Raw genomic sequence first — 25,121 nt, forward strand, 5'->3', positions numbered from 1 at the left:
CCCGGGCCAGGGTCACCGAGCGGCGCACCACCGCCCGCACGGCGCGGGCCTCGGTCGAGGCGCCGGCGCGCACCACGCCCGCACCGGCACGCACCACCCCCAAGCCGGTCAGGGAGCTGCCGGACCGGCAGCGCAAAGCCAGCTCGGCCGCGGCGCAGCGGGCCTTCGCCCGCCGCGCCCACCGCGAGGGCTACCAGCCGGAGGAGGTCGCCGGCGACGAGCGCAACGCCGGCCGGGCCTCGTTCGTCATCCTGATCATCGCGCTGCTGACGGTCGGGGTGGCGGCCACGCTGTGGCTGTCCACCCAGGCGATCGCCGACTCCTACCGGCTGGAGAAGGCCAAGACGACCGCGGGCGAGCTGGCCGAGCGGGCCGCGGAGCTGCAGCGCGACGTGACCAGGGCGGAGTCGCCCTCCGAGCTGGCCAAGCGGGCCAAGGAGATGGGCATGGTGCCCGCAGGCGACCCGGCCAGGCTGGTCGTGCTGCCCGACGGCCGGGTGGTCGTCGTCGGCGAGCCGACCCCGGCGGCCAAGCCGAAGCCCCCGGCCGGCCAGGACACCGAGACGACACCGGGAGACGGCTGATGCCGCCACCGTCGGGCCGGTCGCCAGAAGGCCGCCGGCCCGAACGGGGCTGGCCAGAACTACCCGGCCGCGGCACGCCGGGCGTGGGCCAGCCCCGCGCCCGGCTGCCGAGATCCGGCCAACCGGCGCGGGGCATCCCGCCCTGGCGCGAGGACGACGACCCGTACCCCGAGGTCCCCGACGACCCCCTCCTCGACGAGTCCTTCGACGAGCCAGCACGCCGTCCCCCCGGCAACCGCGCGCCGCGCGACCGGCGGGCCGCCAACACCCGTGACCAGCTGCCGCCGTGGCGGGAGGCGTTGCGCCGCCGGGCACGCGCCGAGCCCGCCGCCGGGCCGCCATGGCGTGACCCCGAACATGACCCCGACCCGGACCCGTACCGCGAACCACGGCGACGGGCTCCGCAGGGCGCGACCGGCCGAGGCCCCCGGCCGGGCTCGGCCAGCGCGCGCCGCAGCACGCACGCGCCCCGGCACAGCACCGGCACGGTCCGGCGGGTGTCCACCGGACCACGCAAGATCGTCCGCCCGAACACCGGCAACCACCACCTGCGCGTGGCCACCGTGCGGTTCCTGCTGATCGCCGCACTGGTCGCGGCGCTGCTCAAACTCGTCCAGGTCCAGGGGTTCGAGGCCGAGGCGCTGGCCGCCAAGGCAGCCCAGCAGCGGTCGACCGAGATCGACATCCCGGCCACCCGTGGGTCCATTGTGGACCGCAACGGGGTGCAGCTGGCGTTCAGCGTCGAGTCGCGGATGCTCGCCTTCCAGCCCCGGGCGATCCGCGCCCAACTCGAGAAGATCGCCGAGGACGACGCGGCCGACCGGATCAGCTTCGACGAGCGCACCGCCGCCATCGCCGCGAAGTTGCACGAGCTGATCGGCCCGCGCGCGGTCGAGGTCGACCTGCTGGCGAAGCTGCGGTCCGACGTCACCTACGTCCAGCTGATCGACAAGGTCGAGCCGGCGGACGCGCGGGCGATCCAGTCCGAGTTCCAGGAGATCATCGTCGAGCCACGGGCCGAGCGGGAGTACCCCGGCGGCAACCTGGCGTCCAACATCGTCGGCGTCGCCAACTGGCGGATGGACGACAAGGACGTCAAGAAGCACAACCTGCACGGCCTGTCCGGCCTGGAGAACCTGCGCGACCTCGAGCTGTCCGGCAAGCCGGGCCGGCAGGTCGTGGACACCAAGGAAGGCAGCGAGAGCCTCATCATCCCGGGCGCCCCGCGCGACCTGCAGCCGGCGACCGACGGCTCGGACATCGAGCTGACCATCGCCGCGGACCTGCAGTACTTCCTGCAGCAGGCGCTCGCCGACTACGTGAAGGTCGCCAAGGCCAAGGGCGGCAGCGCGGTGATCATGGACGCGCACACCGGTGAGGTGTACGCGCTGGCCAACGACCGCAGCTTCGACCCGACCGCCGGCAACTTCGACCTGAACACCATGGGCAACCCGGCGGTGAGCAACCCCTACGAGCCCGGCTCGGTGAACAAGATCGTCACCGCGCTGTGCACGATCGAGGACGACCTCGCCGAACCGCAGGACGTGCACCAGGTCGACGGAGTCCGGGAGGTCGCCGACCAGACCGTGCGCGACGCCTGGCCCCACGGCGTGCTGCCGTTCACCACCACCGGCATCTTCGCCAAGTCCTCCAACGTCGGCACGCTGATGCTCGCCGAGCAGTGCGGCGAGGAGCGGTTCGCCGAACTGCTCGAACGCCTCGGCCTCGGCCAGCGCACCGAGGTCGGCCTGCCGGGGGAGAGCCCCGGCCGGGTGCCCCCGCGTGGTCAGTGGTCCGGCTCGACGTTCGGCAACCTGCCGATCGGGCAGGGCCTGTCGATGACCGTGCTGCAGATGGCCGCGATGTACCAGGCGGTCGCCAACGACGGCGTGCGCGTGCCGCCGAGGATCGTCCGCGCCCGGATCACCCCCGACGGCGAGCGGATTCCCGAGCCGAAGCCGGACAGCGTGCGGGTGGTCAGCGAGCAGACCGCGCGGACCGTGCGCGACATGTTCCGCGCGATCGTGCAGGACGGCGACGGGCTCAACGACGGCACCGGCACCACCGCCGCGCTCACCGGCTACCAGATCTCCGGCAAGACCGGCACCGGCCAACAGATCGACCCGGAGACCGGCGGGTACTCCAACTCGCTGTACTGGATCACCTTCGCGGGCGTCCTGCCGGCCGACGATCCCCGGTTCGTCGTGGGCATCATGATCGACCGCCCGGACTACTACGGCGGCTTCGTCGAGGGTCATTCGGCCGCGCCGCTGTTCCACGACGTGGCCTCCTACCTGGCCCAGCGCTACCGCATCCCGTTGTCGAAGAAGGCGAGTCCCGTGGTGACCCTGGTGGCCGAATAGGCTTGCCCGAATGACGGCCTGGTTCAGCGAGGAGGACCTGCACGCTGCCGCGGGCGAGGCGTCGTTCCGGCGGGGGCGCGAGTACGTCGCCGCGGTGGGGGACATGCAGCCGACCGCGTTGGGGGTCCGGGCCCGGGTCAGTGGCACCGACACCTACGAGGTGTGGCTCGGCCGCGACGGCGAACGGCTGGTCGGCGAGTGCGACTGCCCGTTCGGCGCGGACGGCAACTTCTGCAAACACTGTGTGGCCGTCGGTCTGGTGCTGATCGAGGAGGGCCGCGACGAGTCGGCCGAGCCCGACATCACGGGCTACCTCGGCGCGCTCGACCGGCGCGAGCTGGTCGACCTGGTGCTGGCCCAGGCGGCGCGCGATCCGGTGCTGTACCGCAAACTCAGCCTCCGCGCGGCGGGCACGGCCGGGGCGCCGCAGGTCGCGGTGCTGCGCCGGCAGCTCGACGACGCGCTGGCGGTGCGCGGCTATCTCGACCACCAGGCCACGCTCGACTACGCGCGGCGGGCCACCGACGCGCTGACCACGATCGTCGAGCTGCTCGACGCCGGGCACGCCGCCGAGGCGCGGCCGCTGGCCAGGGGCGCGGTCGAGGCGATCACCGCCGCGATGTCCACAATGGACGATCTGACCGGTGCGGTGGTCGGCGTGTGCCGGCGCGCGTTCTCCTTGTACGCCAAGGCATGCACTGCGGCCAGGCCCAACCCCGGCAAGCTCGCCGGCTGGCTGGTCCGGTTCAAGGTGGACGGCCCCGGCTGGCCGACGCTGGAGCTGGCCGAGTTCGTCGACGCGCTCGGCGCGGCCGGCCTCGCCGAGTACCGGACGCTGGTGGCGCGGGTGGCCGAGGAGGCAGGCGCGGACAGGACGTTGGTGGTGCGCGCCATGCGGGCGCAGCTGGCCGAGGTCGACGGCGACCTGGACGCGCACGTCGACATCCTGGCCGAGGGCGTGCCCAACCCCACGGCGTTCCTTGGCATCGCGAACCTGTTGCGGGACAAGGGTCAGCTCGTCGGCGCGATCCGCTGGGCGGAGCGCGGCCTCGAGGAGACCGGTGACCCCAGACTGGCCGACGTGCTCATCCGGTCCTATGTGGACGATGGGCGGCCGTCGGCGGCGGTCGCGGTGCGCGAGCAGGCGCTGCGCGCGGCGCCCACCCGCCAGACCTACGCCAACCTGCGCGCGACCGCGGAGCTGGTCGGGGAATGGCCGGCGGCCCGCGAGGGCGCGCTGGACGTGCTGCGCGCCGCCGCCGAGCGCGGTGACACAGGCGGTGACACAGGCGGTGAAACCGACGGCGACGCGGACGAGCTGGTCGGCGCCCTGCTGGACGACGGCGAGCCGGAGGAGGCCTGGCAGGCGGCGGACAAACACGGCTGCGGCGACCGCGTCTGGCTGGAGGTGGCCCGCATCCACGGCCGCGACCACCCGGCCGACGTGCTCGCCGGCTACCGGCGGGTGATCGAGAACCGCGCGCGGCGCACCGGCCGGGACGCCTACCGCGAGGTCGCCATGTTGCTCGAGGAACTGCGCGAGCTGGCCGCCCTCGGCGCGACCGACGCCGCCTTCACCACCGTGGTGGCCGACCTGCGCGCCCGCAACCCGCGCCGCCGCGGCCTGCTCGCCGAGCTGGACCGCCGGGGGCTGTGAGCCGGCCGGCAGGTCGCGCATGGGTATCGGTTCCGCGCGGCACGCCCGCCGCTGAGCCATAATCGCCAGTGATGAGCGTGCAGCCGTTCGGTCCGGCCGAGCCGCCGTCGGCACGGGCCGACGACGGCTCGCTGGCCAGCCCGCTCGGCCGCGCGGCCACCCTGATGGTGGCCATCCTCGCGCTGCTGTGGCTGGTCGAGCTGTTCAACGTGATCAGCGACCGGTGGCTGACCACCCTCGGCGGCATCCGCGCCCGCGACCCGGCCAGCCTCGTGGACATCGTGTTCTCCCCGTTCGTGCACGGCAACCTGGAGCACCTCGCGGGCAACGCGCTGCCGCTGTTCAGCCTCGGCTTCATCGCCGCGGTGCCCGACCTCCGCCGGTTCCTGCGGATGAACCTCATCGTCATCGTGGTCGGCGGGCTCGGCATCTGGCTGTTCTCGCCGGCCAACTCGATCTCGGTCGGCGCCAGCGGGCTGGTGTTCGGCTACTTCGGCTACCTGCTGCTGCGCGGGATCGTCGACCGGCGGCCGGTGGACGTGGTGGTCTCGATCGGCGTCGCGCTCGCCTACGGGTACCTGATGTGGCACTCCATCGGTTTCGGGGTCACCAACATCTCCTGGCAGGGGCACCTCAGCGGGCTCGTCGGCGGGATGCTCGCGGCGATCCTGCTGCGCCGCGGGCGGGCGCCGAGGGCATCGGCCAAGCCATCGACCCAGCCGGTCACCGGCCCGTTGACCGCTCCCTAACGTGGGCTGACACGGCCGGGTGCACCAGGGTGTCCTTGATCGCCCTCCGTGCGCAGGTAATCTTCCGCGACGTGCCCGCCAAGCTCGTTGGCAAGGCCGTCACGGCACCGCCTCGCCCCACCAGGATCACGCCCGTCCCGCTCACCATGTTGGTGGCGCGGGCGGACGCGCGTCTCGTCACGCCCACGGTGCCGCCCACCAGGGCGGTCACCGGCATCACGCTGCGTGCCCAACACGTACTTCCCGGTGACCTGTTCGCCGCGCTGCCCGGTGCCCGCGTGCACGGCGCCGACTTCGTCGACTCGGCCGTCGCCGCCGGCGCGGTCGCGGTGCTCACCGACGAGGCCGGGGCCGTGAGGCCCGCCGTGCGCGACGCGGTCGCCGCCGACATCCCGGTCGTGGTGCACGAGGACCCGCGCGCGCTGATCGGCTCGATCGCCGCGTGGATCTACGGCGAGCCGTCCCTCGGGCTGTCGGTCATCGGCGTCACCGGCACCTCCGGCAAGACCACCACGGCGTACATGATCGAGGCCGCGCTGCGCGCCGCCGGCCACCGCACCGGCCTGGTCGGCACCGTGGAGACCAGGATCGCCGGCGAACGGCTGGCCTCGGCGTTCACCACCCCGGAGGCTCCCGACCTACAGGCGTTGTTCGCGGTGATGGTCGAGCGCGGCGTGACCCACGTGCCGATGGAGGTCTCCAGCCACGCGCTCGCGCTCGGCCGGGTCAACGGCACCCGGTTCGCCGTCGGCGCGTTCACCAACCTCTCCCAGGACCACCTGGACTTCCACCCGGACATGGAGGACTACTTCCAGGCCAAGGCCCTGCTGTTCGACGGGCGCTCCACCAGCGAGGTGGTCTGCGTCGACGGCGAGTGGGGCAAGCGGCTGGTCACCGCGCACACGATCACCGTGGCCACCGGCGAGGGCGCCGACTGGACCGCGTCGGGCATCGCCACCTCGCGCACCGGTGAGCAGACCTTCACCATGCACGGCCCGGACGGGCTGGCGCTGCCGGTCACGCTGCCGATCCCGGGCAGCTTCAACATCGCCAACGCGCTGCTCGCGGCCGCCTGCACCCACGCGGTCGGCGTGCCGCCCGCCGAGATCGCCGCCGGGCTCGCGGCCGTCGAGGTCCCCGGCCGGATGGAGCGGGTGGCGCTCGGGCAGGACTTCACCGCGGTCGTCGACTACGCGCACAAGCCGGCGGCCGTCGCGCTCGCGCTGGAGGCCATGCGCGGGCGCACCGACGGCCGGCTGATCGTCGTGCTCGGCTGCGGCGGCGACCGGGACGAGGGCAAGCGGCCGATGATGGGCGAGGCGGCCGCCCGGCGCGCCGACCTGCTGGTGGTCACCGACGACAACCCGCGCACCGAGGACCCGGCCGCCATCCGCGCGGCCATGCTGGCCGGCGCGGACCAGGTCCCGGCCGCCGAGCGCGGCGAGATCACCGAGGTCGGCGACCGGCGCGCGGCGATCGAGACCGCGGTGGCGCTGGCCAGGGCGGGCGACGTGGTCGTCATCGCCGGCAAGGGACACGAGACCGGACAGGAGATCGACGGCGTGGTGCACCCGTTCTCCGACCGCGACGAACTGCGCGCGGCGATCTGGGCCAGGCTCGACCGGGGGGACGCATGATCCCCCTGACCCTGGCCGAGATCGCGGCGATCACCGGCGGCCGGATCCACCGCGCCGAGGGCACCGAGGTGGTCACCGGCTCGGTCGAGTTCGACTCCCGCCGCGTCGGGCCCGGCGGCCTGTTCGTCGCGCTGCCGGGAGAGCTGGTCGACGGACACGCGTTCGCCGAGGGTGCGGTGGCGCGCGGCGCGGTCGGCGTGCTCGCCGACCGCGAGGTCGACGCGCCGGCGGTGATCGTGCCCGGCGCCACCGACGCGCACGTGCGGGCGGTCGCGCTCGCCGGCGACACCGACGGCTCCGGCGCGGCGGTGCTCGCCGCGCTGGCCCGGATCGCCCGTGCGGTCGTCGACCGGCTGGCCGAGCGCGGGCTCACGGTCGTCGGGGTCACCGGGTCCTCCGGCAAGACCTCGACCAAGGACCTGATCGCCCAGGTACTCGAGCCGATGGGCCAGACGGTGGCCCCACCCGGCTCGTTCAACAACGAGCTCGGCCATCCGTGGACCGTGCTGCGGGCCGACGCCGCGACCAGGCACCTGGTGCTGGAGCTGTCCGCGCGCGGCCAGGGACACATCCGCGCGCTGTGCGAGACCGCCCCGCCGAGGATCGGCGTCGTGCTCAACGTCGGCACCGCGCACCTTGGCGAGTTCGGCTCCCGCGAGGGCATCGCGCGGACCAAGGGCGAGCTGGCGCAGGCCCTGCCGGCCGACGGCGTTGCCGTGCTCAACGCCGACGACCCGCTGGTCGCGGCCATGGCCGAGCGCACAGCGGCCAGGGTGGTGCTGGTCGGGGAGAGCGCGCACGCCGACATCCGGGCGAGCGACATCGAGCTGGACGACCACGCGCGCGCCACCTTCACCCTGGTCACCGCGCACGGGCAGCGGCGGGTGCGCCTCGGCCTGCACGGCGCTCACCACGTCGGCAACGCGCTGTCGGCCGCCGCCGTGGCCATCGAGCTCGGCGCGAGCCTCGACGAGGTCGCCGAGCGGCTCGGTGCCGCCGCGCGCCGCTCCGACCGCCGGATGGACGTCACCACCCGCGCAGGCGACGGGGTCACCGTCGTCAACGACAGCTACAACGCCAACCCGGAGTCGGTGGCCGCCGCGCTGCGCACGCTGGCGCGGATGGCCGACGGTGGGCGGCGCCGGACCTGGGCGGTGCTCGGCGTGATGGGGGAGCTGGGCGAGACGGGCTCGGCGGAACACGAGGAGATCGGCAGGCTGGCGGTGCGGCTCGGCATCGACCGGCTGGTCACAGTGGACGAGCAGGCCGAAGGCATCCAGCGCGGCGCCCGGCTCGAGGGGTCTGACGGAGAGGAGCCGGTGCTGGTGCCGGATGTCCATGCCGCGATCGCGTTGCTGAACGCGCAGTTGCGGCCCGGTGACGTGGTCCTGGTGAAGGCCTCCAAGGTGGCCGCGCTGTGGCGGGTCGCGGAGACACTGCTGGGGGCCGACGAGTGATCGGCATCCTGATCGCGGCCGCGATCGCGCTCATCTTCTCGATCCTGTTCACCCCGTACCTGATCAGGGTGTTCTCCCGGCAGGGCTTCGGCCAGGAGATCCGTGAGGAGGGCCCGGAGGGGCACAAGTCCAAGCGCGGCACCCCGACCATGGGCGGCGTCGCGATCCTCATCGCCATGTGGGCCGGCTACCTGGTCGCGCACCTGTTCAACGCGCTGTCCAGCCCGTCGGGCGAGACCCCGACCGTGTCCGGCCTGCTGGTCATGTTCCTGACCACGGGCCTTGGCCTGGTCGGCTTCCTCGACGACTTCATCAAGATCCGCAAGCAGCGCAACCTCGGCCTGAACAAGACCGCGAAGCTGGTCGGCCAGCTGGTCGTCGCGGTGGTGTTCGCCATCCTCGCGATGAACTTCGCCGACGAGGCCAACTTCACCCCGGCGTCGGTGCACATGTCGTTCGTGCGCGACCTGACGGTCATCTCGTTCGGCACCATCGGCTTCGTCGTCTTCTGCTACATCGCGGTGTCCGGCTGGTCGAACGCGGTGAACTTCACCGACGGCCTTGACGGGTTGGCCGGCGGCGCGTCGGCGATGGTGTTCGGCACCTACGTGGTCATCACGTTCTGGCAGTTCCGCTACAACTGCGGCGACGACACGCCGACGCCTGGCTGCTACGACGTGCGCGACCCGCTCGACCTCGCGGTGGTCGCGGCCGCCGCGATGGGCGCGTGTATCGGCTTCCTGTGGTGGAACGCGCCACCGGCGCGGATCTTCATGGGCGACACCGGGTCGCTCGCGCTCGGCGGCCTGGTCGCCGGCCTGTCGATCACCACCCAGACCGAGCTGCTGATGGTGATCGTCGGCGGCCTGTTCGTGGTCGAGATGCTGTCGGTGGTGCTGCAGATCGCGGTCTTCCGGACCACCAGGCGAAGACTGTTCCGGATGGCGCCCTTCCACCATCATTTCGAGCTCGCCGGGTGGGCGGAAACCACGGTGATCATCAGATTCTGGCTGCTGGCCGGGATCTGCGCGATGTTCGGCCTCGGCCTGTTCTACAGCGAGTGGCTGACCGTGAGCGGGGGCCTCGCGCGTTGACGGCCGCCTTCGCCGCGTCGGGAACGGGGAGGACGGATGTACGCCGGTAAGCGGGTACTGGTCGTGGGCGCCGGGGTCACCGGGCGGTCGGCGGCCGAGGCGCTGCTCGATCTCGGCGCGCTGGTCACGGTCACCGTCACCGACGGCGGCGCGGACCGGTTCACCGGGCTGCCGGCCGGGGTCGAGACCGCCGTCGGGCTGACCGAGCCGCCGCCGGGCACCGACCTGGTGGTCACCAGTCCCGGCATCCCGCCGGCCAACCCGTTGCTGGTGGCCGCCGCGGCGCAGCGCGTCGAGGTGATCGGCGAGGTCGAGCTGGCCTGGCGGGTCGCCGCCGCGCGGCCGGAGCCGGTCACCTGGCTCGCGGTCACCGGCACCGACGGCAAGACCACCACCGTCGGCATGCTCGAGGCGATCCTGCACGCGGCCGGGGTGGACGCGGTGGCCTGCGGGAACGTCGGCCTGCCGGTGATCGACGCGGTGCGCTCCGGGCATCGGGTGCTGGCCGTCGAGCTGTCCAGCTACCAGCTGTACTGGCAGTCCTCGCTGCGCGCGGACGCGGCGGTGGTGCTCAACGTCGCCGACGACCACCTGGAGTGGCACGGCTCGGTCGGGCACTACGTCGAGGCGAAGGGCCGGATCTACCACGGCGCCCGGCTCGCGATCTTCAACGCCGACGACGAGGTCACCACCCGGCTCGCGGCCGGCAACGCCGACCGGGTCGGGTTCACCCTCGCCGAGCCGGCGCCCGGCCAGTACGGCGTGGCCGACGGCTGGCTGGTGCACGGCGACCTGTGGCTGCTGCCCGCCGCCGAGGTCCGCCCGGCCGGCCGGCACAACGTGGCCAACGCGCTCGCCGCCGCGGCGCTGGCCAGGGCCGCCGGCGTGCTGCCGGAGCACATCCGTGCCGGGCTCGCCGCGTTCGTCCCGCCGGCGCACCGGGTCGAGCTGGTCGCGCGGACCGGCGGGGTGGCGTGGATCAACGACTCGAAGGCCACCAACACCCACGCCGCGCTCGGCTCGCTGTGCTCGTTCGACTCGGTGGTGTGGATCGCCGGCGGCCTGCTGCACGGCGCCCCGGTGGACGCGCTGGTCGCCGAGGTGGCGCCGCGGCTGCGCGCGGTCGTGCTGCTCGGCGCCGATCAGGACGCCTTCGCCGCCGCGCTGGCGCGACACGCGCCGGATGTGCCGGTCAAGTGGGTCGGCTCGGGAGACGATGAGCCCATGATCTCGGCGGTGCGGGCGGCGGGCGCGATGGCGGGTCATGGCGATGTGGTACTCCTCGCGCCGGCGGCCAAGTCCCATGACCAGTTCACCAGCTACGCGCACCGGGGCACGGCGTTCACCGAGGCCGTGCTGGCCACGGTGGCGGCCGCCGAGCCCGGGCGCCGAGGATGACCGCGCTCGACCCGACAGGAACCGAGCCCGGCCGGACATCCGAACGCCCGGCACGCACCGGCCGGGTGCACGCCGCCAGGGTCGCGCTGACCGCCTGGCTCGGCCGCCCGCTGGCCTCGTTCCACCTGGTGCTCGCGATCTGCGCGCTGCTCGTGGTGCTCGGGCTGGTGATGGTGCTCTCCGCGTCCTCGGTCATCTCGCTGAACCAGGGCTCCTCGGCCTACACCGTGTTCGGCAAGCAGGTCGCGTTCGTGCTCGTCGGGCTGGTGCTGTTCTGGATCGGGCTGCGGGTGCCGCTGCATCGCATCCGCGCGGCCAGCCCGGCGATGCTGTGGGGCAGCATGCTGATGCTGGTCCTGGTGCTGGTTCCCGGGCTGGGCACCGAGGTCAACGGCACCCGCAGCTGGTTCACCTTCGGCCCGATCGGCTTCCAGCCGGTCGAGGTGGCCAAGGTGGTGCTCGCGCTGTGGGGCGCGCACATCCTGGTGGTCAAGCGGGGCGTGCTGCACCAGTACCGGCACCTGCTGGTGCCCGTGGTGCCGGTCGCGCTGGTGATGTTCGCGCTGATCATGCTGCAGCCCGACCTCGGCGGCACGATCACCCTCGGCGTGGTGCTGATCGCGCTGCTCTGGTTCGCCGGCGCGCAGTTGCGGCTGTTCGGCGCGCTCGCGCTCGGCGCGCTGGCCGGGGTCGCCGTGCTGGCCATCGGTGCCGAGTACCGGCTCTCCAGAGTGCTGGCCTTCCTCAACCCGGACGCCGATCCGGACGGTGCCAACTTCCAGCCGACCCAGGCGCTCTACGCGCTCGCCGACGGCGGGCTGTTCGGCAAGGGGCTCGGGCAGGGGCCGTCGAAGTACGAGTACCTGCCCAACGTGCACAACGACTTCATCTTCGCGCTCATCGGCGAGGAGCTCGGCTTCCTCGGCTGTGCGTTGGTGCTCGGCCTGTTCGCGATGCTCGCGGTGGTCGGCATGCGGGTGGCGACCCGCAACATCGACCCGTGGATCCGGATCGTGGCCGCCACGCTGACCGTGTGGCTGGTGGCGCAGGCGGCGATCAACATCGGGTACGTGGTGAACCTGCTGCCGGTCACCGGCATCACGTTGCCGCTCATCTCCTCCGGCGGCACGTCGGTGGTGATCACGCTGCTGGTGTTCGGCATCCTCGCGAACTGTGCGCGCCATGAACCCGAGTCGGTGGCCGCACTACGCTCTCAGGGGCCTGGCCGGTTCGGCAGGCTGATGCGGCTCCCCGCGCCGGACCCGTACCAGCCGCCAGCCAAACGCCGGCCGGCGCGCATCCCCGCACGTCCGCGTGGCCCCGCCGATCGACGGCGGTATCCGCGCAGTTCCCGAGGAGGAACGTCTTGACCGACCATCCCACTCGCCGTGGGCCCTGCATCGTGGTCGCCGGTGGCGGCACCGCCGGGCACATCGAGCCGGCGCTCGCGCTCGCCGACGCGGTGTTGCGCCTGCGACCAGACGCGCGGGTGGTCGCGCTCGGCACCGAGCGCGGCCTGGAGAAGACGATCATCCCGGCCAGGGGCTACCAGCTGGAGATGATCCCGCCGGTGCCGATGCCGAGGAAGCCGAACGTCGACCTGCTCAAGCTGCCGCTGCGGGTCCGCGCGGCGGTGAAGACCACGCGCGCGGTGCTCGACCGGATCGGCGCGGACGTGGTGGTCGGCTTCGGCGGCTACGTCGCGCTGCCCGCCTACCTCGCCGCCCGCGGCCGCACGCCGATCGTCGTGCACGACTCCAACGCGCGGGTCGGCCTGGCCAACAAGGTCGGCGCCCGGTTCGCCGCCAGGGTCGCGGTCGCGGTGCCGGACTCGGGGCTGCCCAAGGCCGAGGTCATCGGCATCCCGCTGCGGGAGTCGATCATCCGGCTGGACCGGTACGCGCTGCGCGCCCAGGCCCGGCACTACTTCGGCCTGCACCCGCAGGCGCCGACCCTGCTGGTGTTCGGTGGCTCGCAGGGCGCCCGCTCGATCAACGAGGCGGTGTCGGCGTGCGCGCGCCGGTTCGCCGACGCCGGGATCGGCGTGCTGCACGCGCACGGGCCGAAGAACTCGCTGGCCGTGCAGGCCGTGCCCGGCGCGCCGCGCTACGCCGGGGTGCCCTACCTGGACCGGATGGACCTGGCCTACGCGGCGGCCGACGCCGTGCTGTGCCGCAGCGGCGCGATGACCGTCGCCGAGGTGTCCGCGGTCGGCCTGCCGGCGATCTACGTGCCGCTGCCGCACGGCAACGGCGAGCAGGCGCTCAACGCGAAACCGGTGGTCGACGCGGGCGGCGGGCTGCTCGTGCCGGACGCGGAGCTGACCCCGGAGGCCGTGGCCGGCCTGGCGATCCCGCTGCTGCGCGACCGCCAGCGGCTGATCGCGATGAGCAACGCCGCCCAGGGCACCGGCCACCGCGCGGCGGCGGACGTCCTCGCCCGCATGGTGCTGGACTCGGTTCGCAAATGAGCGCGGTACTGGCGCGGGTGCACCTGGTCGGCATCGGCGGGGCCGGGATGAGCGGGATCGCGCGGATCCTGCTCGACCGGGGGCTCGCGGTGTCCGGCTCGGACGCCAAGGAGTCCCCGACGCTGCTCACCCTGCGCGCGCAGGGCGCGGAGATCGCCATCGGCCAGTCGCCGGCGAACCTGGACCTGCTCGGTCCGGACGGGCCGAGTGCGGTCGTGGTGTCCAGCGCGATCAAGGAGGACAACCCGGAACTGGCGGCGGCGCGGGCGCGCGGGCTGACCGTGCTGCACCGCTCCGCCGCGCTGGCCGCGCTGATGGCCGAGCACCGGGTCGCCTGTGTGGCCGGGACGCACGGCAAGACCTCCACCACCTCGATGTTGACCGTGGCGCTGCAGCACTGCCGGCTGGACCCGTCGTTCGCGATCGGCGGGGACCTCAACGACTCCGGGGCCAACGCCCACCACGGGGTCGGCGGCATCTTCGTCGCCGAGGCCGACGAGAGCGACGGCTCGTTCCTCGCCTTCTCGCCGTCGGTCGCGGTGGTCACCAACGTCGAGCCGGACCACCTCGACCACCACGGCACGGCCGAGGCGTACACCGCGGTCTTCGAGTCCTTTGTGGACCGAATCGTGCCGGGTGGGGTGTTGATCGCCTGCGACGACGATCCCGGTTCGGCCGCACTCGCGACCGTCGCGCAGCGGCGGGGCGTGCGGGTGCGCCGTTACGGCCGGGACACCGAGGACGCCACGATGCTCGACTACCGGCCGGCCGACGGCGGCGGGATCGCGCGGATCCGGCTCGACGGCACGGAGTTCGCGGTGCGGGTGGCGGTGCCCGGCGAGCACATGGCGGCCAACGCGCTCGCCGCGCTGGTCGCCGGCCGGGAGCTGGGCGCACCGCTTTCCGGTCTGGTCGAGGGCGTCGCCGGCTTCGGTGGCGTGCGCCGCCGGTTCGAGTTCAAGGGCCGCTCCGGCGACGTGCGGGTCTACGACGACTACGCCCATCACCCGACCGAGGTCGACGCGCAGCTGCGCGCGGCCCGGCCGGCGGCCAACGGCGGCCGGCTGGTGGTGATCTTCCAGCCGCACCTGTACTCGCGGACCAAGCTGTTCGCCACCGAGTTCGGCGCGGCGCTCACGTTGGCCGACCAGGTGATCGTGCTCGACGTGTACGGCGCGCGCGAGCAGCCGGAGCCGGGCGTTACCGGCAAGCTGGTGGCCGACGCGGTGGCGCTGCCGGGGGAGCGGGTGCACTACGAGCCGTCCTTCGACCGGGTGCCGACGCTGGTCGCCGACCTGGTCGAGTCGGGAGACCTGGTGCTCACCATGGGGGCGGGCGACGTGACCATGCTCGGCCCCGAGGTGATCAACGAGTTGGACCGGCGGGTCAAGCTGGCATGACCAGCACCGTCCGGGGCCGGCGGCGGCCAAGCGAGCGGGCGCGGCCGACCCGGCGGCGGTACCTGGCTCGCCGGTGGACGGCGTTGCTGGTGGTGCTCGGCGTGCTCGGGCTCGGCTACCTGATCTGGTTCACCTCGGCGCTCGGCGTGCGGTCGGTGGACGTGACCGGCACCCGGGACCTGTCGCCCGAAGAGGTGCGCGCCGCCGCGGCGATCGAGCCCGGCATGCCGATGGTGCGCCTGGACACCGACGAGGTCCGCCAGCGGGTGGCCGGGCTGGCGCGGGTGTTCGCGGTGGAGGTGTCCCGGTCGTGGCCGAGCACCGTGGAGATCGTGGTGACCGAGCGGGATCCGGTCGCCGTCACCGTGCTCCCCGACGGAGTGCACCTGGTGGACCGGACCGGGCTGGACTACACGACGGTCAGGGACCGGCCGGCCGGGCTGCCGCTGTTGCGGGTCGAGCAGGTGGGTCCGGACGACCCGGCGACCAGGGCGGCGGTCACCGTGCTGCGGGCGATTCCCGAGCAGCTGCGGAAAAAAGTGGTTGAGGTGTCCGCGGCGACGGCGGGTAGTGTGCAGCTCGTGCTGGGGGACAAGAGAGTGGTCAAGTGGGGCAACGCCGAGGACAACGAACGCAAGGCGGCGGTGCTCGCGCCGCTGCTCACCCGGCCGGGCCGGACCTACGATGTCGTGACCCCCGAGTTCCCGACCGTGTCCTGACCAGGCCGTCATGACCAGGACCGAACCGCCAACGACCGGGGGCGAGCGGGACCAGCTCACCGGTTTCCTCGACTACCTGCGGGCCACCGTGGTGCTCAAGGCCGGCGGGCTGACCGACGACCAGGCCCGGCGCCCGTTGCTCGAGTCCTCACCGCTGACCACTGTCGCCGGCGTGGTCGCCCACCTGGTCTACGTCGAACAGGCCTGGTTCTGCCGCACGCTCGACGGTCAGCCGGACGAGTGGGCGGCCAGGTTCGCGGTCGACCCCGACGCCGAGTTCCGCGTCGGCCACGAGATCGCGCTGACCGAGGTGATCGCGCGCTACGAACGCCAGTGCGCGATCAGCCGCGAGATCGCCGCCGCGATGGCGCTGTCCGACGAGGGCACCCACCGCACCGGCCAGGTCAACCTCCGCTGGGTGCTGATCCACATGATCGAGGAGACCGCGCGCCACGCCGGCCACCTCGACCTACTCCGAGAATCCCTCGACGGCTCCACCGGCGAGTAACCTCGCGAGTCCAACGCTCCCGACGCGCGAGTCCAACGCTCGTGACACGACAATCGGGTGGTGTGGCGCGATTGGACGCACAACACCGCAACCGTTCGGCGTGGCGGCTGGAATCGGGGTCCGTCGATGCATACCGTCCTGTATTCGACGTCAGGGCTTGACATAACTCTAAGTCTCTTGTTGAGGTTCAGGGTTCTGGTTGACCCGCGACGGGTCGGGGTATGTAAGGCGGCAACACGAGCTTGATCAGGAAGGCGGATCCGATGACGCCCCCGCACAACTACCTGGCGGTGATCAAAGTCGTCGGCATCGGCGGCGGTGGGGTCAACGCCGTCAACCGCATGATCGAGGTCGGGCTGAAGGGCGTCGAGTTCATCGCGGTGAACACCGACGCACAGGCACTGCTGATGTCCGATGCCGACGTCAAACTCGACATCGGCCGCGAACTCACCCGGGGTCTCGGCGCTGGCGCCAACCCCGAGGTCGGCCACAAGGCCGCCGAGGACCACCGCGAGGAGATCGAGGAAGTCCTCAAGGGCGCCGACATGGTCTTCGTCACCGCCGGCGAGGGCGGTGGCACCGGCACCGGTGGCGCGCCGGTCGTCGCCTCCATCGCGCGCAAGCTGGGCGCGCTGACCATCGGCGTGGTCACCCGGCCGTTCGCCTTCGAGGGCAAGCGGCGGGCCAAGCAGGCCGAGGACGGCATCACCGAGCTGCGCAACGAGTGCGACACGCTGATCGTCATCCCGAACGACCGGCTGCTCCAGCTCGGCGACGTCGGCGTCTCGCTGATGGACGCCTTCCGCTCCGCCGACGAGGTGCTGCTGTCCGGTGTCCAGGGCATCACCGACCTGATCACCACCCCGGGGCTGATCAACCTGGACTTCGCCGACGTGAAGAGCGTCATGTCGGGCGCGGGCAGCGCGCTGATGGGCATCGGCTCCGCGCGCGGCGAGGGCCGGGCCGTGCAGGCGGCGCAGAAGGCGATCAACTCGCCCCTGCTCGAGGCCTCGATGGACGGCGCGCACGGCGTCCTGCTGGCCATCGCCGGTGGCTCGGATCTCGGGTTGTTCGAGATCAACGAGTCCGCGTCGCTCGTGCAGGAGTCCGCCCACCCCGAGGCCAACATCATCTTCGGTACGGTCATCGACGACTCCCTCGGCGACGAGGTCCGGGTGACCGTGATCGCCGCCGGGTTCGACAGCGGGACCCCGACCCACAAGAAGCTCGACCCGACCATGGTCAGCTCGCGCACCCCGGTGGCCACCGCGCAGTCCGGGCAGATGGCGCCGCCACCGCCCGCCGCGCAACCGCCGCCGGAGCCGGCGCCCGCGCCCGAACCACAGCCCGCGCAGACCTTCACCGCGCAGCAGCCCTATCAGCAGGAGGCTCCGGTTTCCCAGGAGCAGATCGCGCCGACGCCGCGGCAGGCGGTCGGCGGCTACCCGGCGGGTAACCCGATGGGGGCCAACCCCATGGGCGGCACCGTGCCGCCATCGGCCGCGCCGCGCCGGCCCACTCCCGGCGCCACCAGCGGCAGCCTGCCCGCCCGACCCGTCCCGGTGGCCGACGATCCCGACGACGAAGTGGATGTTCCGCCCTTCATGCGCCGGTAGCCTCACCCCGTGAGTGAGCCTGCCAACGGATCAACCGTCCGCATCAGACGGGTCGTGACCACCCGCGCCGGCGGACGGTCGACGTCGCCGTACGACACCTTCAACCTCGGCACCGGAGTCGGCGACGACCCGGCCGCGGTGACCGCCAACCGGCACCGCCTGGCCGACGACCTCGGTCTCGGCCGTGACCGCCTGGTCTGGATGGAACAGGTGCACGGCCGCAACGCCGAGGTGGTCACCGGTCCGGTGCCGGCCGCGCTCGAGGCCACCGACGCGCTGGTGACCGCCGAGCCAGGTCTCGCGCTGGTCGCCCTGTGCGCCGACTGTGTCCCGGTGCTGCTCGCCGACCCCGAGGCCGGGGTCGTCGGCGCGGCCCACGCCGGCCGGGTCGGCGCCCGGGTCGGCGTGCTGCCGGCCGCGCTCGCCGCGATGGTGCGGGCGGGTGCCGCGGTCGAGCGGATCGAGGTGCTGCTCGGCCCGTCGGCCTGCGGCGAGTGCTACGAGGTGCCGGCCGCCATGCAGCGCGATGTCGAGACCCATCTGCCGGGCAGCGCCTCCAGGACCAGGACCGGGACGCCGGGCCTCGACCTGCGCGCCGGGCTGTGGCGCCAACTCGCGGACGCGGGCGTGGCCAAGATCGGCGTCGATCCGCGATGCACGGTCGAGGACAAGACACTGTTCAGTCACCGCAGGGAAGGGACCACTGGGCGATTGGCCGCGCTCACCTGGCTCGAGCGGACCGACGAGGCATGACCGAGAGCAGACAAGCCGAGCTCGCCGCCGCGTTAGCCGAGGTCCGCGCCCGGATCGCGGCCGCGTGCCGGTCCGCCGGCCGGTCGCCGGCCGACGTTCGGTTACTCGCGGTGACCAAAAAGTTCCCGGCGACCGACGCCGCCCTGCTGGCCGATCTCGGCCTGGTCGACCTCGCCGAGAACCGGGAGCAGGAGGCCGTCGTGAAGGCGGCTGAACTGCGTGAACTCCGCCCGGGGACACCCGTTCGCTGGCACATGGTCGGCCGCCTGCAGCGGAACAAGGCGCGCTCGGTCGTGCGCTGGGCCGATGAGGTCCAGTCGGTCGACTCCGCGCGCCTGGCCGAGGCGCTCGCCCGTGCCGTCGGCAACGCCATCGCGGCTGGTGAGCGCGCCGGCCGGCTCGACGTGCTGGTGCAGGCGAGCATCGACGGCGACCTGGCGCGCGGCGGCCACCCGCTCGACACGCTCGACACGCTGGCCGCCGAGATAGCTCGATGGAGTGAACTACGGCTGCGCGGAATCATGGCCGTGGCACCGCTTTCGCTGACTCCCGACGAGGCCTTCGCGCGCCTCGCGGCGGCGGCGGAACGGCTGCGTGAAGATCATCCGGAGGCCACCGAACTCTCCGCCGGAATGACGAATGATCTCGAAGTCGCGATCACTCACGGTTCCACCTGCGTGCGTGTCGGAACCGCGCTGCTCGGTACCCGGGGGCTAGCCTCGCCCTAACACGTTCGGGAGCCGTGAGGTAATCGAGGGCAGGGGTATGGGCACGCTGCAGAAGCTGAAGGCCTATTTCGGGATGGTCCCCGCCGACGAGTACGACGGCTACGACCTGGATGACCTCGACGATGGTGCCATGGACTACCGCGGGGGCTATCGGCGGGCGGACTATCCGGCCGACGACGAGGACTACGACACGTACCCGGATGACCGCCGTGTCCCGGCACGGCGCGGCCACCGGGGTGAAATGAGCGACGAGCGGTTCGATGAGCGGTTGGACTCTGAGGTGAACGGAAGAGCCGAGTTTCCGAAGCGTCCGGCCGCCAGGCCCCGTCCGACCTGGTCGGAAACGCCAGTCCATGGCGCGCTCGCGGTCGAGCCGAACCGCGCGCCGTCGCCGCGTCCACGGCCGGAACCGGCCGCCCAACCGTCGTCGAGCGGATACCCCATGGGCCGGATCGTCACCCTGCACCCGACCAGTTTCGCCGAGGCCCGAACCATCGGCGAGCACTACCGGGAGGGCACCCCGGTGATCATCAACCTGACCGAGATGGCCGACGCGGACGCCAAGCGGCTGGTCGACTTCTCGGCCGGGCTGGTGTTCGCGCTGCGCGGGGCGATGGACAAGGTCACGAACAAGGTGTTCTTGATCTCACCGCCCAATCTGGACCCCACCGCGGAGGACAAGAGGAGGATTGCCGAGGGCGGGTTACTCAACCGAAGCTGAGTGATGGCAGAGTTGACAACGTGGATCCCGTGCGGCTTGTCTTGTATTGGGTACTGTTCGTCTTCTGGCTGTTCCTGACCGCGCGTGTCGTGGTGGAGCTCGTCCGTGCGTTCGCGAGGGAGTGGCGCCCGGCTGGCGGGGTTGCGGTAACACTGGAGACCATCTACACAGTGACCGATCCCCCGGTTCGTCTAGTCCGTCGGTTGATCCCGATGGTGCGGATCGGGGGTGTAGGGCTGGACCTATCGATTATGGTGCTGCTGTTGGTCGTGTTCATACTGATGCGACTGGCCTATCCCGGGTGATGGGGACCGCCTGGGTGTACCGCAGCCGATGAGTGCGTGAGGTGATCAGATGTCGTTGACCCCCGCTGACGTGCATAACGTCGCGTTCAGCAAGCCTCCCATTGGCAAGCGGGGCTACAACGAGGACGAGGTGGACGCTTTCCTTGACCTGGTCGAGGTTGAGCTTTCCCGCCTGCTTGAGGAGAACAACGACCTGCGTGCGCAGGTCGAGCAGCTCGACCAGCAACTCGAGACGGCCCGTGCCGACCTCGAGGACGCGAGTCGCAACGCCGCCTCCGCACCAGCGCCGGAGCCGCGCAGGCTGACTCCGGTGCCGCCGCCGAGCGCGCTCGAGCAGACCTCGCCCGGCCAGTCGGGTGGCGACCACCACGTGCAGGCCGCGAAGGTGCTCGGGTTGGCCCAGGAGATGGCCGACCGGCTCACCGGCGAGGCGAAGGCCGAGTCCGACGGGATGCTGTCGGAGGCGCGGACGAAGTCCGAGCAACTGTTGTCCGAGGCACGCGCCAAGTCGGACACCATGGTCAACGAGGCCAGGACCCGGGCCGAGACGATGCTCAACGACGCCCGCACCCGTGCGGAGTCGCTCGAGCGCCAGGCCCGCGACAAGGCGACCGCACTGGAACGCGACGCACAGCGCCAGCACACCGAGGTACTCGGCCAGGTGCAGACCGAGCGGACCGCACTCGAGAAGAAGATCGACGAGCTGCGCACGTTCGAACGCGAGTACCGCACCAGGTTGAAGATGCTGCTCGAGTCCAGTCTCCGCGAGCTCGGCGACCGAGGCCCGGCCGCTCCGTCCAACCCGTCGGAAGGCGGCAGGTCGGGCAGTCAGCAGGGCTATGCGTTCGGTCCTCGTGCCGCCGAGGCCGGCTGACCTGTCCGCGTCCGACAACTTTAGGTATCCGTGCTGTACATCGTCCTGGCCCTGGTGCTGGGTGCGTTCGGCCTCCTGATCGCCGCACTCACCACCGCCAACACGATCTGGGCGTGGATCTCGGTGTCGATCAGTGTGGTCGCGGCCGCACTGCTGATCGCCGACTGGGTCAGCGCCCGGCGTAAGCCGAGCACGACCCGTGCGCCCGCGGTGGCCGCAACGACGCGAGCCGCCGCACCGCTCACCGAGTCCATCGCGCCGGCCGCGGCGGCGGCCACCACGCCGTCCACCGCATCGTCCACCGCGTTCAACGAACCGGTCCGGGACGTGGACGTCGAGCCGATCTTCGAGCCAGAGCCGGAGCGTGCGCCGGATCGTGCTCCGGAGCCCGAGCGGCTGGTCGAGCAGACCGTGCGGCAGGCGCCGGTCGCGGCGCCACCCCCGCCTCCTGAGGATCCGGCGGAGGAGCCGACCGACGCCGCGGACCTGTTGGTGGTCTCGGAGCTGACGGTCGAGGTGAAGGTGGTGGACGAACACCCCCGGTACCACCTCGGCACCTGCGGTTGGCTGGCCGACAGGCCGACCCTGCCGTTGCCGGTCAACGAGGCCCGCCAACTCGGCTTCACCCCGTGCGCGTACTGCGGACCGGACGCCGTGCTGGCCGCCCGGCACCGGGCCGCCCGCTAGCGAACTCGGTTGCCGGGGTGGTTACCCTGTGGTTAGCGGCGTTGATCCGGCCATCACCGGGGAGCTTCCGGAAGAACGGGTGCTGACCAGGCACCCCACTAGACCCGGACGGGACGGCCCGTGACAGCCGGCGAATGAGCGGCCATCGCAGTTCACGGTGGCAAGCGGGGTGGTACCGCGGCGTGAGTCGTCCCCGTGTGGCAGCAGTGCACACACCGGAACGATCTACCGCGAGGAACCGATGGCATACCCCAAGGCGCAGCTTGGTGGCGGCGAGGACGTCGCGTCCCAGCCGTCCTTCCCGACGCTCGAGCTGGCCGTGCTCGACTACTGGGACACCGACCGCACGTTCACCGCGTCCGTCGACGCCCGCCCGGCGGGCACGCACGGGGACAACGAGTTCGTCTTCTACGACGGCCCGCCCTTCGCCAACGGCCTGCCGCACTACGGGCACCTGCTGACCGGCTACGTCAAGGACGTGGTGCCCCGCTACCAGACCATGCGCGGCAAGCACGTCGAGCGCCGGTTCGGCTGGGACTGTCACGGGCTGCCGGCCGAGTTCGAGGCCGAGCAGCAGCTCGGCATCAAGACCAAGGACGAGATCGAGGAGCTCGGCGTCGCCGCGTTCAACGACGCCTGCCGCACCTCGGTCCTGCGCTACACCGACCAGTGGCGCGACTACGTGACCCGCCAGGCCCGCTGGGTCGACTTCGACAACGACTACAAGACGCTTGACCTGGACTTCATGGAAAGCGTCATGTGGGCGTTCAAGTCCCTGTGGGACAAGGGCCTGATCTACGAGGGCTACCGGGTCCTGTGGTACTGCTGGCGGTGCGGCACTCCGCTGTCCAACACCGAGACCCGGATGGACGACACCTACCGCGACCGGCAGGACCCGGCGGTGACCGTCGGCCTGCGGCTGGAGACCGGTGAGCTGGCGCTGGTGTGGACCACGACCCCGTGGACGCTGCCGTCCAACCTCGCGGCCGCCGTGCACCCCGACGTCGACTACGTGACCGTCGAGCACGACGGCGAGCGGTACGTGCTGGCCGAGGCCAGGGTCGCCGCCTACGCCAGGGAGCTCGGGGAGAACCCGCCGGTGGTGGCCAGGTTCACCGGCGCGGAGCTGCTCGGCCGCCGCTACACCCCGCCGTTCGACTTCTTCGCCGGCACCGAGAACGCCCATCAGGTGCTCGCCGCCGACTACGTGACCACCGAGGACGGCACCGGCATCGTGCACATCGCGCCGGCCTACGGTGAGGAGGACAAGGTCGTCACCGACGCGGCCGGGATCACCCCGGTCACGCCGGTCGACGCCGCGGGGCTGTTCGACGCGACCGTGCCGCCGTACCAGGGCATGCACGTGTTCGACGCCAACGGGCCGATCATCCGCGACCTGCGGGCCGCCGGCCTGCTGCTGCGGCACGAGACCTACGACCACCCCTACCCGCACTGCTGGCGCTGCAACGAGCCGCTGATCCAGCGCGCGGTGTCCTCGTGGTTCGTCGCGGTGACCAAGTTCCGCGACCGGATGGTCGAGCTGAACCAGGAGATCAACTGGGTCCCCGGGCACGTGCGGGACGGCCAGTTCGGCAAGTGGCTGGAGAACGCGCGCGACTGGTCGATCTCCCGCAACCGGTACTGGGGCTCGCCGATCCCGGTGTGGGTGTCCGACGATCCGGCCTATCCCCGGGTCGACGTGTACGGCTCGCTCGACGACCTGGCCCGCGACTTCGGCGTGCGGCCGACCGACCTGCACCGCCCGCACGTCGACGAGCTGACCAGGCCCAACCCGGACGACCCGACGGGCAACTCGACCATGCGGCGGGTGCCGGAGGTGCTCGACTGCTGGTTCGAGTCCGGCTCGATGCCCTATGCCCAGGTGCATTACCCGTTCGAGAACCGCGAGTGGTTCGAGCACCACTACCCCGGCGACTTCATCGTCGAGTACAACGGCCAGACCAGGGGCTGGTTCTACACCATGCACGTGCTGGCCACCGCGCTGTTCGACCGGCCGGCGTTCCGCAACTGCGTGGCCCACGGCATCGTGCTCGGCGACGACGGGCAGAAGATGTCCAAGTCGCGCAAGAACTACCCGGACGTCAACGAGGTCTTCAGCCGCGACGGCTCGGACGCGATGCGCTGGTTCCTGATGGCCTCGCCGATCCTGCGCGGCGGCGACCTGGTGGTGACCGAGCGCGGCATCCGCGACGCCGTGCGCCAGGCGGTGCTGCCGCTGTGGAACTGCTGGTACTTCCTCGCGCTGTACGCCAACGCGGAGGGCGTCACCGGCACCTGGCGGACCGACTCCCGGCACGTGCTCGACCAGTACGTGCTGGCCAAGACCCACTCGCTGGTGGTGGCGACCACCGAGGCACTCGACCGCTACGACCTGTCCGGCGCCTGCGCCGGGGTGCGGGACTACCTGGAGGCGCTGACCAACTGGTACGTCCGCCGCTCCCGGGACCGGTTCTGGACCGGCGACCAGGACGCGATCGACACCCTGCACACCGTGCTCGAGGTGGTGTCGCGGCTGACCGCGCCGCTGCTGCCGCTGACCACCGAGGCCGTGTGGCGGGGGCTGACCGGCGAGCGCTCGGTGCACCTCGCCGACTGGCCGGCGGCCGACGCGCTGCCGGCCGACGACGGCCTGGTGACCGCGATGGACCGGGTCCGGCAGGTCTGCTCGGCCGCGCTGGCGCTGCGCAAGGCCAACCGTTTGCGGGTGCGGCTGCCGCTGGCGTCGCTGACCGTGGCGGCCGCCGACGCCGAGGTGCTCGAGCCGTTCACCGCGCTGATCGCCGAGGAGGTGAACGTCAAGCAGGTGACGCTGACCACGGACGTGGCCGCGCACGGGCACTTCGAACTGGTGGTGAACGCGCGCGCCTGCGGCCCCCGGCTCGGCGGGGACACCCAGAAGGTGATCCGCGCGGTCAAGGCGGGGGAGTGGACCACCTCGGGCGACACCGTGGTGGCCGCCGGGATCGAGCTGCTGGCCGGGGAGTACCAGCGCAGGCTGGTGGCCGCGGCCGGCGGGGCGACCGCGGAGCTGCCCGGCGGTTCGGGCATCGTCGTGCTCGACCCGACCCTGACCCCGGAGCTGGAGGCCGAGGGCGTGGCGCGGGACCTGGTGCGGGTCGTGCAGCAGGCTCGGCGCGAGGCCGGCCTGGATGTGGCCGACCGGATCGCGCTGACCGTGCAGGCCCCGGAGGGGGTCACCGCGGCGGCCAGGGCGCACGAGCCGTTCATCGCGCGCGAGACGCTCGCCGAGTCGGTCACCTACGAGGCGGTCGCCGCCGTGGCCACCACCGAGGGCTTCACCGGCTCGGTCGGCGACGGCATCGCGGTGACGGTCATGGTCGTGAAGGCATGAGACACCTGCGGTCAACCGGGGAGGCTGG

21 protein-coding genes are annotated in these 25,121 nt (G+C 72.2%); all 21 read left to right on the forward strand.

Annotation, left to right across the window (positions count from 1 at the left end):
- A partial coding sequence (locus ACYVIP_RS40190) for a hypothetical protein (RefSeq protein ID WP_460406329.1) occupies positions 1 to 584 on the forward strand: 584 nt, incomplete at its 5' end.
- Complete coding sequence (locus tag ACYVIP_RS40195) at positions 584 to 2,947, forward strand: peptidoglycan D,D-transpeptidase FtsI family protein (RefSeq protein ID WP_460406330.1); 2,364 nt, start codon at positions 584 to 586, stop codon at positions 2,945 to 2,947. The genes ACYVIP_RS40190 and ACYVIP_RS40195, both read left to right, overlap by 1 nt.
- 10 nt (positions 2,948 to 2,957) lie before the next feature.
- The gene (locus ACYVIP_RS40200; protein WP_460406331.1) at positions 2,958 to 4,604 is read left to right on the forward strand and encodes an SWIM zinc finger family protein; all 1,647 of its coding nucleotides are present in this window, start codon (positions 2,958 to 2,960) and stop codon (positions 4,602 to 4,604) included.
- A gap of 71 nt (positions 4,605 to 4,675) precedes the next feature.
- Positions 4,676 to 5,353 carry a rhomboid family intramembrane serine protease gene (locus tag ACYVIP_RS40205; protein ID WP_460406332.1) on the forward strand — a complete coding sequence of 226 codons (678 nt, stop codon included), beginning with the start codon at positions 4,676 to 4,678 and terminating at the stop codon, positions 5,351 to 5,353.
- A gap of 146 nt (positions 5,354 to 5,499) precedes the next feature.
- Positions 5,500 to 6,990: a UDP-N-acetylmuramoyl-L-alanyl-D-glutamate--2,6-diaminopimelate ligase gene (locus ACYVIP_RS40210; RefSeq protein WP_460406433.1), complete on the forward strand. Its 1,491-nt coding sequence runs from the start codon at positions 5,500 to 5,502 to the stop codon at positions 6,988 to 6,990.
- Positions 6,987 to 8,447 carry a UDP-N-acetylmuramoyl-tripeptide--D-alanyl-D-alanine ligase gene (locus tag ACYVIP_RS40215; protein WP_460406333.1) on the forward strand — a complete coding sequence of 487 codons (1,461 nt, stop codon included), beginning with the start codon at positions 6,987 to 6,989 and terminating at the stop codon, positions 8,445 to 8,447. Before ACYVIP_RS40210 ends, ACYVIP_RS40215 begins: the two co-directional genes overlap by 4 nt.
- Positions 8,444 to 9,541 carry a phospho-N-acetylmuramoyl-pentapeptide-transferase gene (gene mraY / locus ACYVIP_RS40220; protein ID WP_460406334.1) on the forward strand — a complete coding sequence of 366 codons (1,098 nt, stop codon included), beginning with the start codon at positions 8,444 to 8,446 and terminating at the stop codon, positions 9,539 to 9,541. The genes ACYVIP_RS40215 and mraY overlap by 4 nt, the downstream gene beginning before the upstream one ends.
- Before the next feature lie 36 nt (positions 9,542 to 9,577).
- The gene (murD, locus tag ACYVIP_RS40225; RefSeq protein WP_460406335.1) at positions 9,578 to 10,939 is read left to right on the forward strand and encodes a UDP-N-acetylmuramoyl-L-alanine--D-glutamate ligase; all 1,362 of its coding nucleotides are present in this window, start codon (positions 9,578 to 9,580) and stop codon (positions 10,937 to 10,939) included.
- Positions 10,936 to 12,309, forward strand: a complete 1,374-nt coding sequence (gene ftsW / locus ACYVIP_RS40230) for a putative lipid II flippase FtsW (protein WP_460406336.1) — start codon at positions 10,936 to 10,938, stop codon at positions 12,307 to 12,309. Before murD ends, ftsW begins: the two co-directional genes overlap by 4 nt.
- A complete protein-coding gene (gene murG, locus ACYVIP_RS40235; protein WP_460406337.1) occupies positions 12,306 to 13,409 on the forward strand; it encodes an undecaprenyldiphospho-muramoylpentapeptide beta-N-acetylglucosaminyltransferase in 1,104 nt (367 codons plus the stop codon). Before ftsW ends, murG begins: the two co-directional genes overlap by 4 nt.
- Positions 13,406 to 14,809 (forward strand): UDP-N-acetylmuramate--L-alanine ligase, encoded by a 1,404-nt coding sequence (gene murC, locus ACYVIP_RS40240; RefSeq protein WP_460406338.1) that lies wholly within the window; start codon positions 13,406 to 13,408, stop codon positions 14,807 to 14,809. Before murG ends, murC begins: the two co-directional genes overlap by 4 nt.
- Positions 14,806 to 15,528, forward strand: a complete 723-nt coding sequence (locus ACYVIP_RS40245) for a cell division protein FtsQ/DivIB (protein ID WP_460406339.1) — start codon at positions 14,806 to 14,808, stop codon at positions 15,526 to 15,528. Before murC ends, ACYVIP_RS40245 begins: the two co-directional genes overlap by 4 nt.
- 10 nt (positions 15,529 to 15,538) lie before the next feature.
- Positions 15,539 to 16,036, forward strand: coding sequence for a DinB family protein (locus tag ACYVIP_RS40250; RefSeq protein ID WP_460406340.1), 498 nt, complete (start codon positions 15,539 to 15,541; stop codon positions 16,034 to 16,036).
- A gap of 263 nt (positions 16,037 to 16,299) precedes the next feature.
- On the forward strand, positions 16,300 to 17,652 hold the full coding sequence (ftsZ, locus tag ACYVIP_RS40255) for a cell division protein FtsZ (RefSeq protein ID WP_460406341.1): 1,353 nt from the start codon (positions 16,300 to 16,302) through the stop codon (positions 17,650 to 17,652).
- Between the two features lie 9 nt (positions 17,653 to 17,661).
- Positions 17,662 to 18,405, forward strand: a complete 744-nt coding sequence (gene pgeF, locus ACYVIP_RS40260; RefSeq protein WP_460406342.1) for a peptidoglycan editing factor PgeF — start codon at positions 17,662 to 17,664, stop codon at positions 18,403 to 18,405.
- A complete protein-coding gene (locus ACYVIP_RS40265) occupies positions 18,402 to 19,133 on the forward strand; it encodes a YggS family pyridoxal phosphate-dependent enzyme (protein WP_460406343.1) in 732 nt (243 codons plus the stop codon). Before pgeF ends, ACYVIP_RS40265 begins: the two co-directional genes overlap by 4 nt.
- Positions 19,134 to 19,170: 37 nt before the next feature.
- Complete coding sequence (locus ACYVIP_RS40270) at positions 19,171 to 19,854, forward strand: cell division protein SepF (protein ID WP_460406344.1); 684 nt, start codon at positions 19,171 to 19,173, stop codon at positions 19,852 to 19,854.
- Between the two features lie 20 nt (positions 19,855 to 19,874).
- Complete coding sequence (locus ACYVIP_RS40275) at positions 19,875 to 20,159, forward strand: YggT family protein (RefSeq protein WP_460406345.1); 285 nt, start codon at positions 19,875 to 19,877, stop codon at positions 20,157 to 20,159.
- Between the two features lie 49 nt (positions 20,160 to 20,208).
- On the forward strand, positions 20,209 to 21,033 hold the full coding sequence (gene wag31 / locus ACYVIP_RS40280; RefSeq protein WP_460406346.1) for a DivIVA-like cell division protein Wag31: 825 nt from the start codon (positions 20,209 to 20,211) through the stop codon (positions 21,031 to 21,033).
- A 30-nt stretch (positions 21,034 to 21,063) separates the two neighbouring features.
- Positions 21,064 to 21,720, forward strand: coding sequence for a hypothetical protein (locus ACYVIP_RS40285; protein WP_460406347.1), 657 nt, complete (start codon positions 21,064 to 21,066; stop codon positions 21,718 to 21,720).
- A gap of 241 nt (positions 21,721 to 21,961) precedes the next feature.
- Positions 21,962 to 25,093: an isoleucine--tRNA ligase gene (gene ileS / locus ACYVIP_RS40290; RefSeq protein WP_460406348.1), complete on the forward strand. Its 3,132-nt coding sequence runs from the start codon at positions 21,962 to 21,964 to the stop codon at positions 25,091 to 25,093.
- Positions 25,094 to 25,121: the final 28 nt, after the last annotated feature.

The organism is Actinophytocola sediminis (assembly GCF_054779715.1).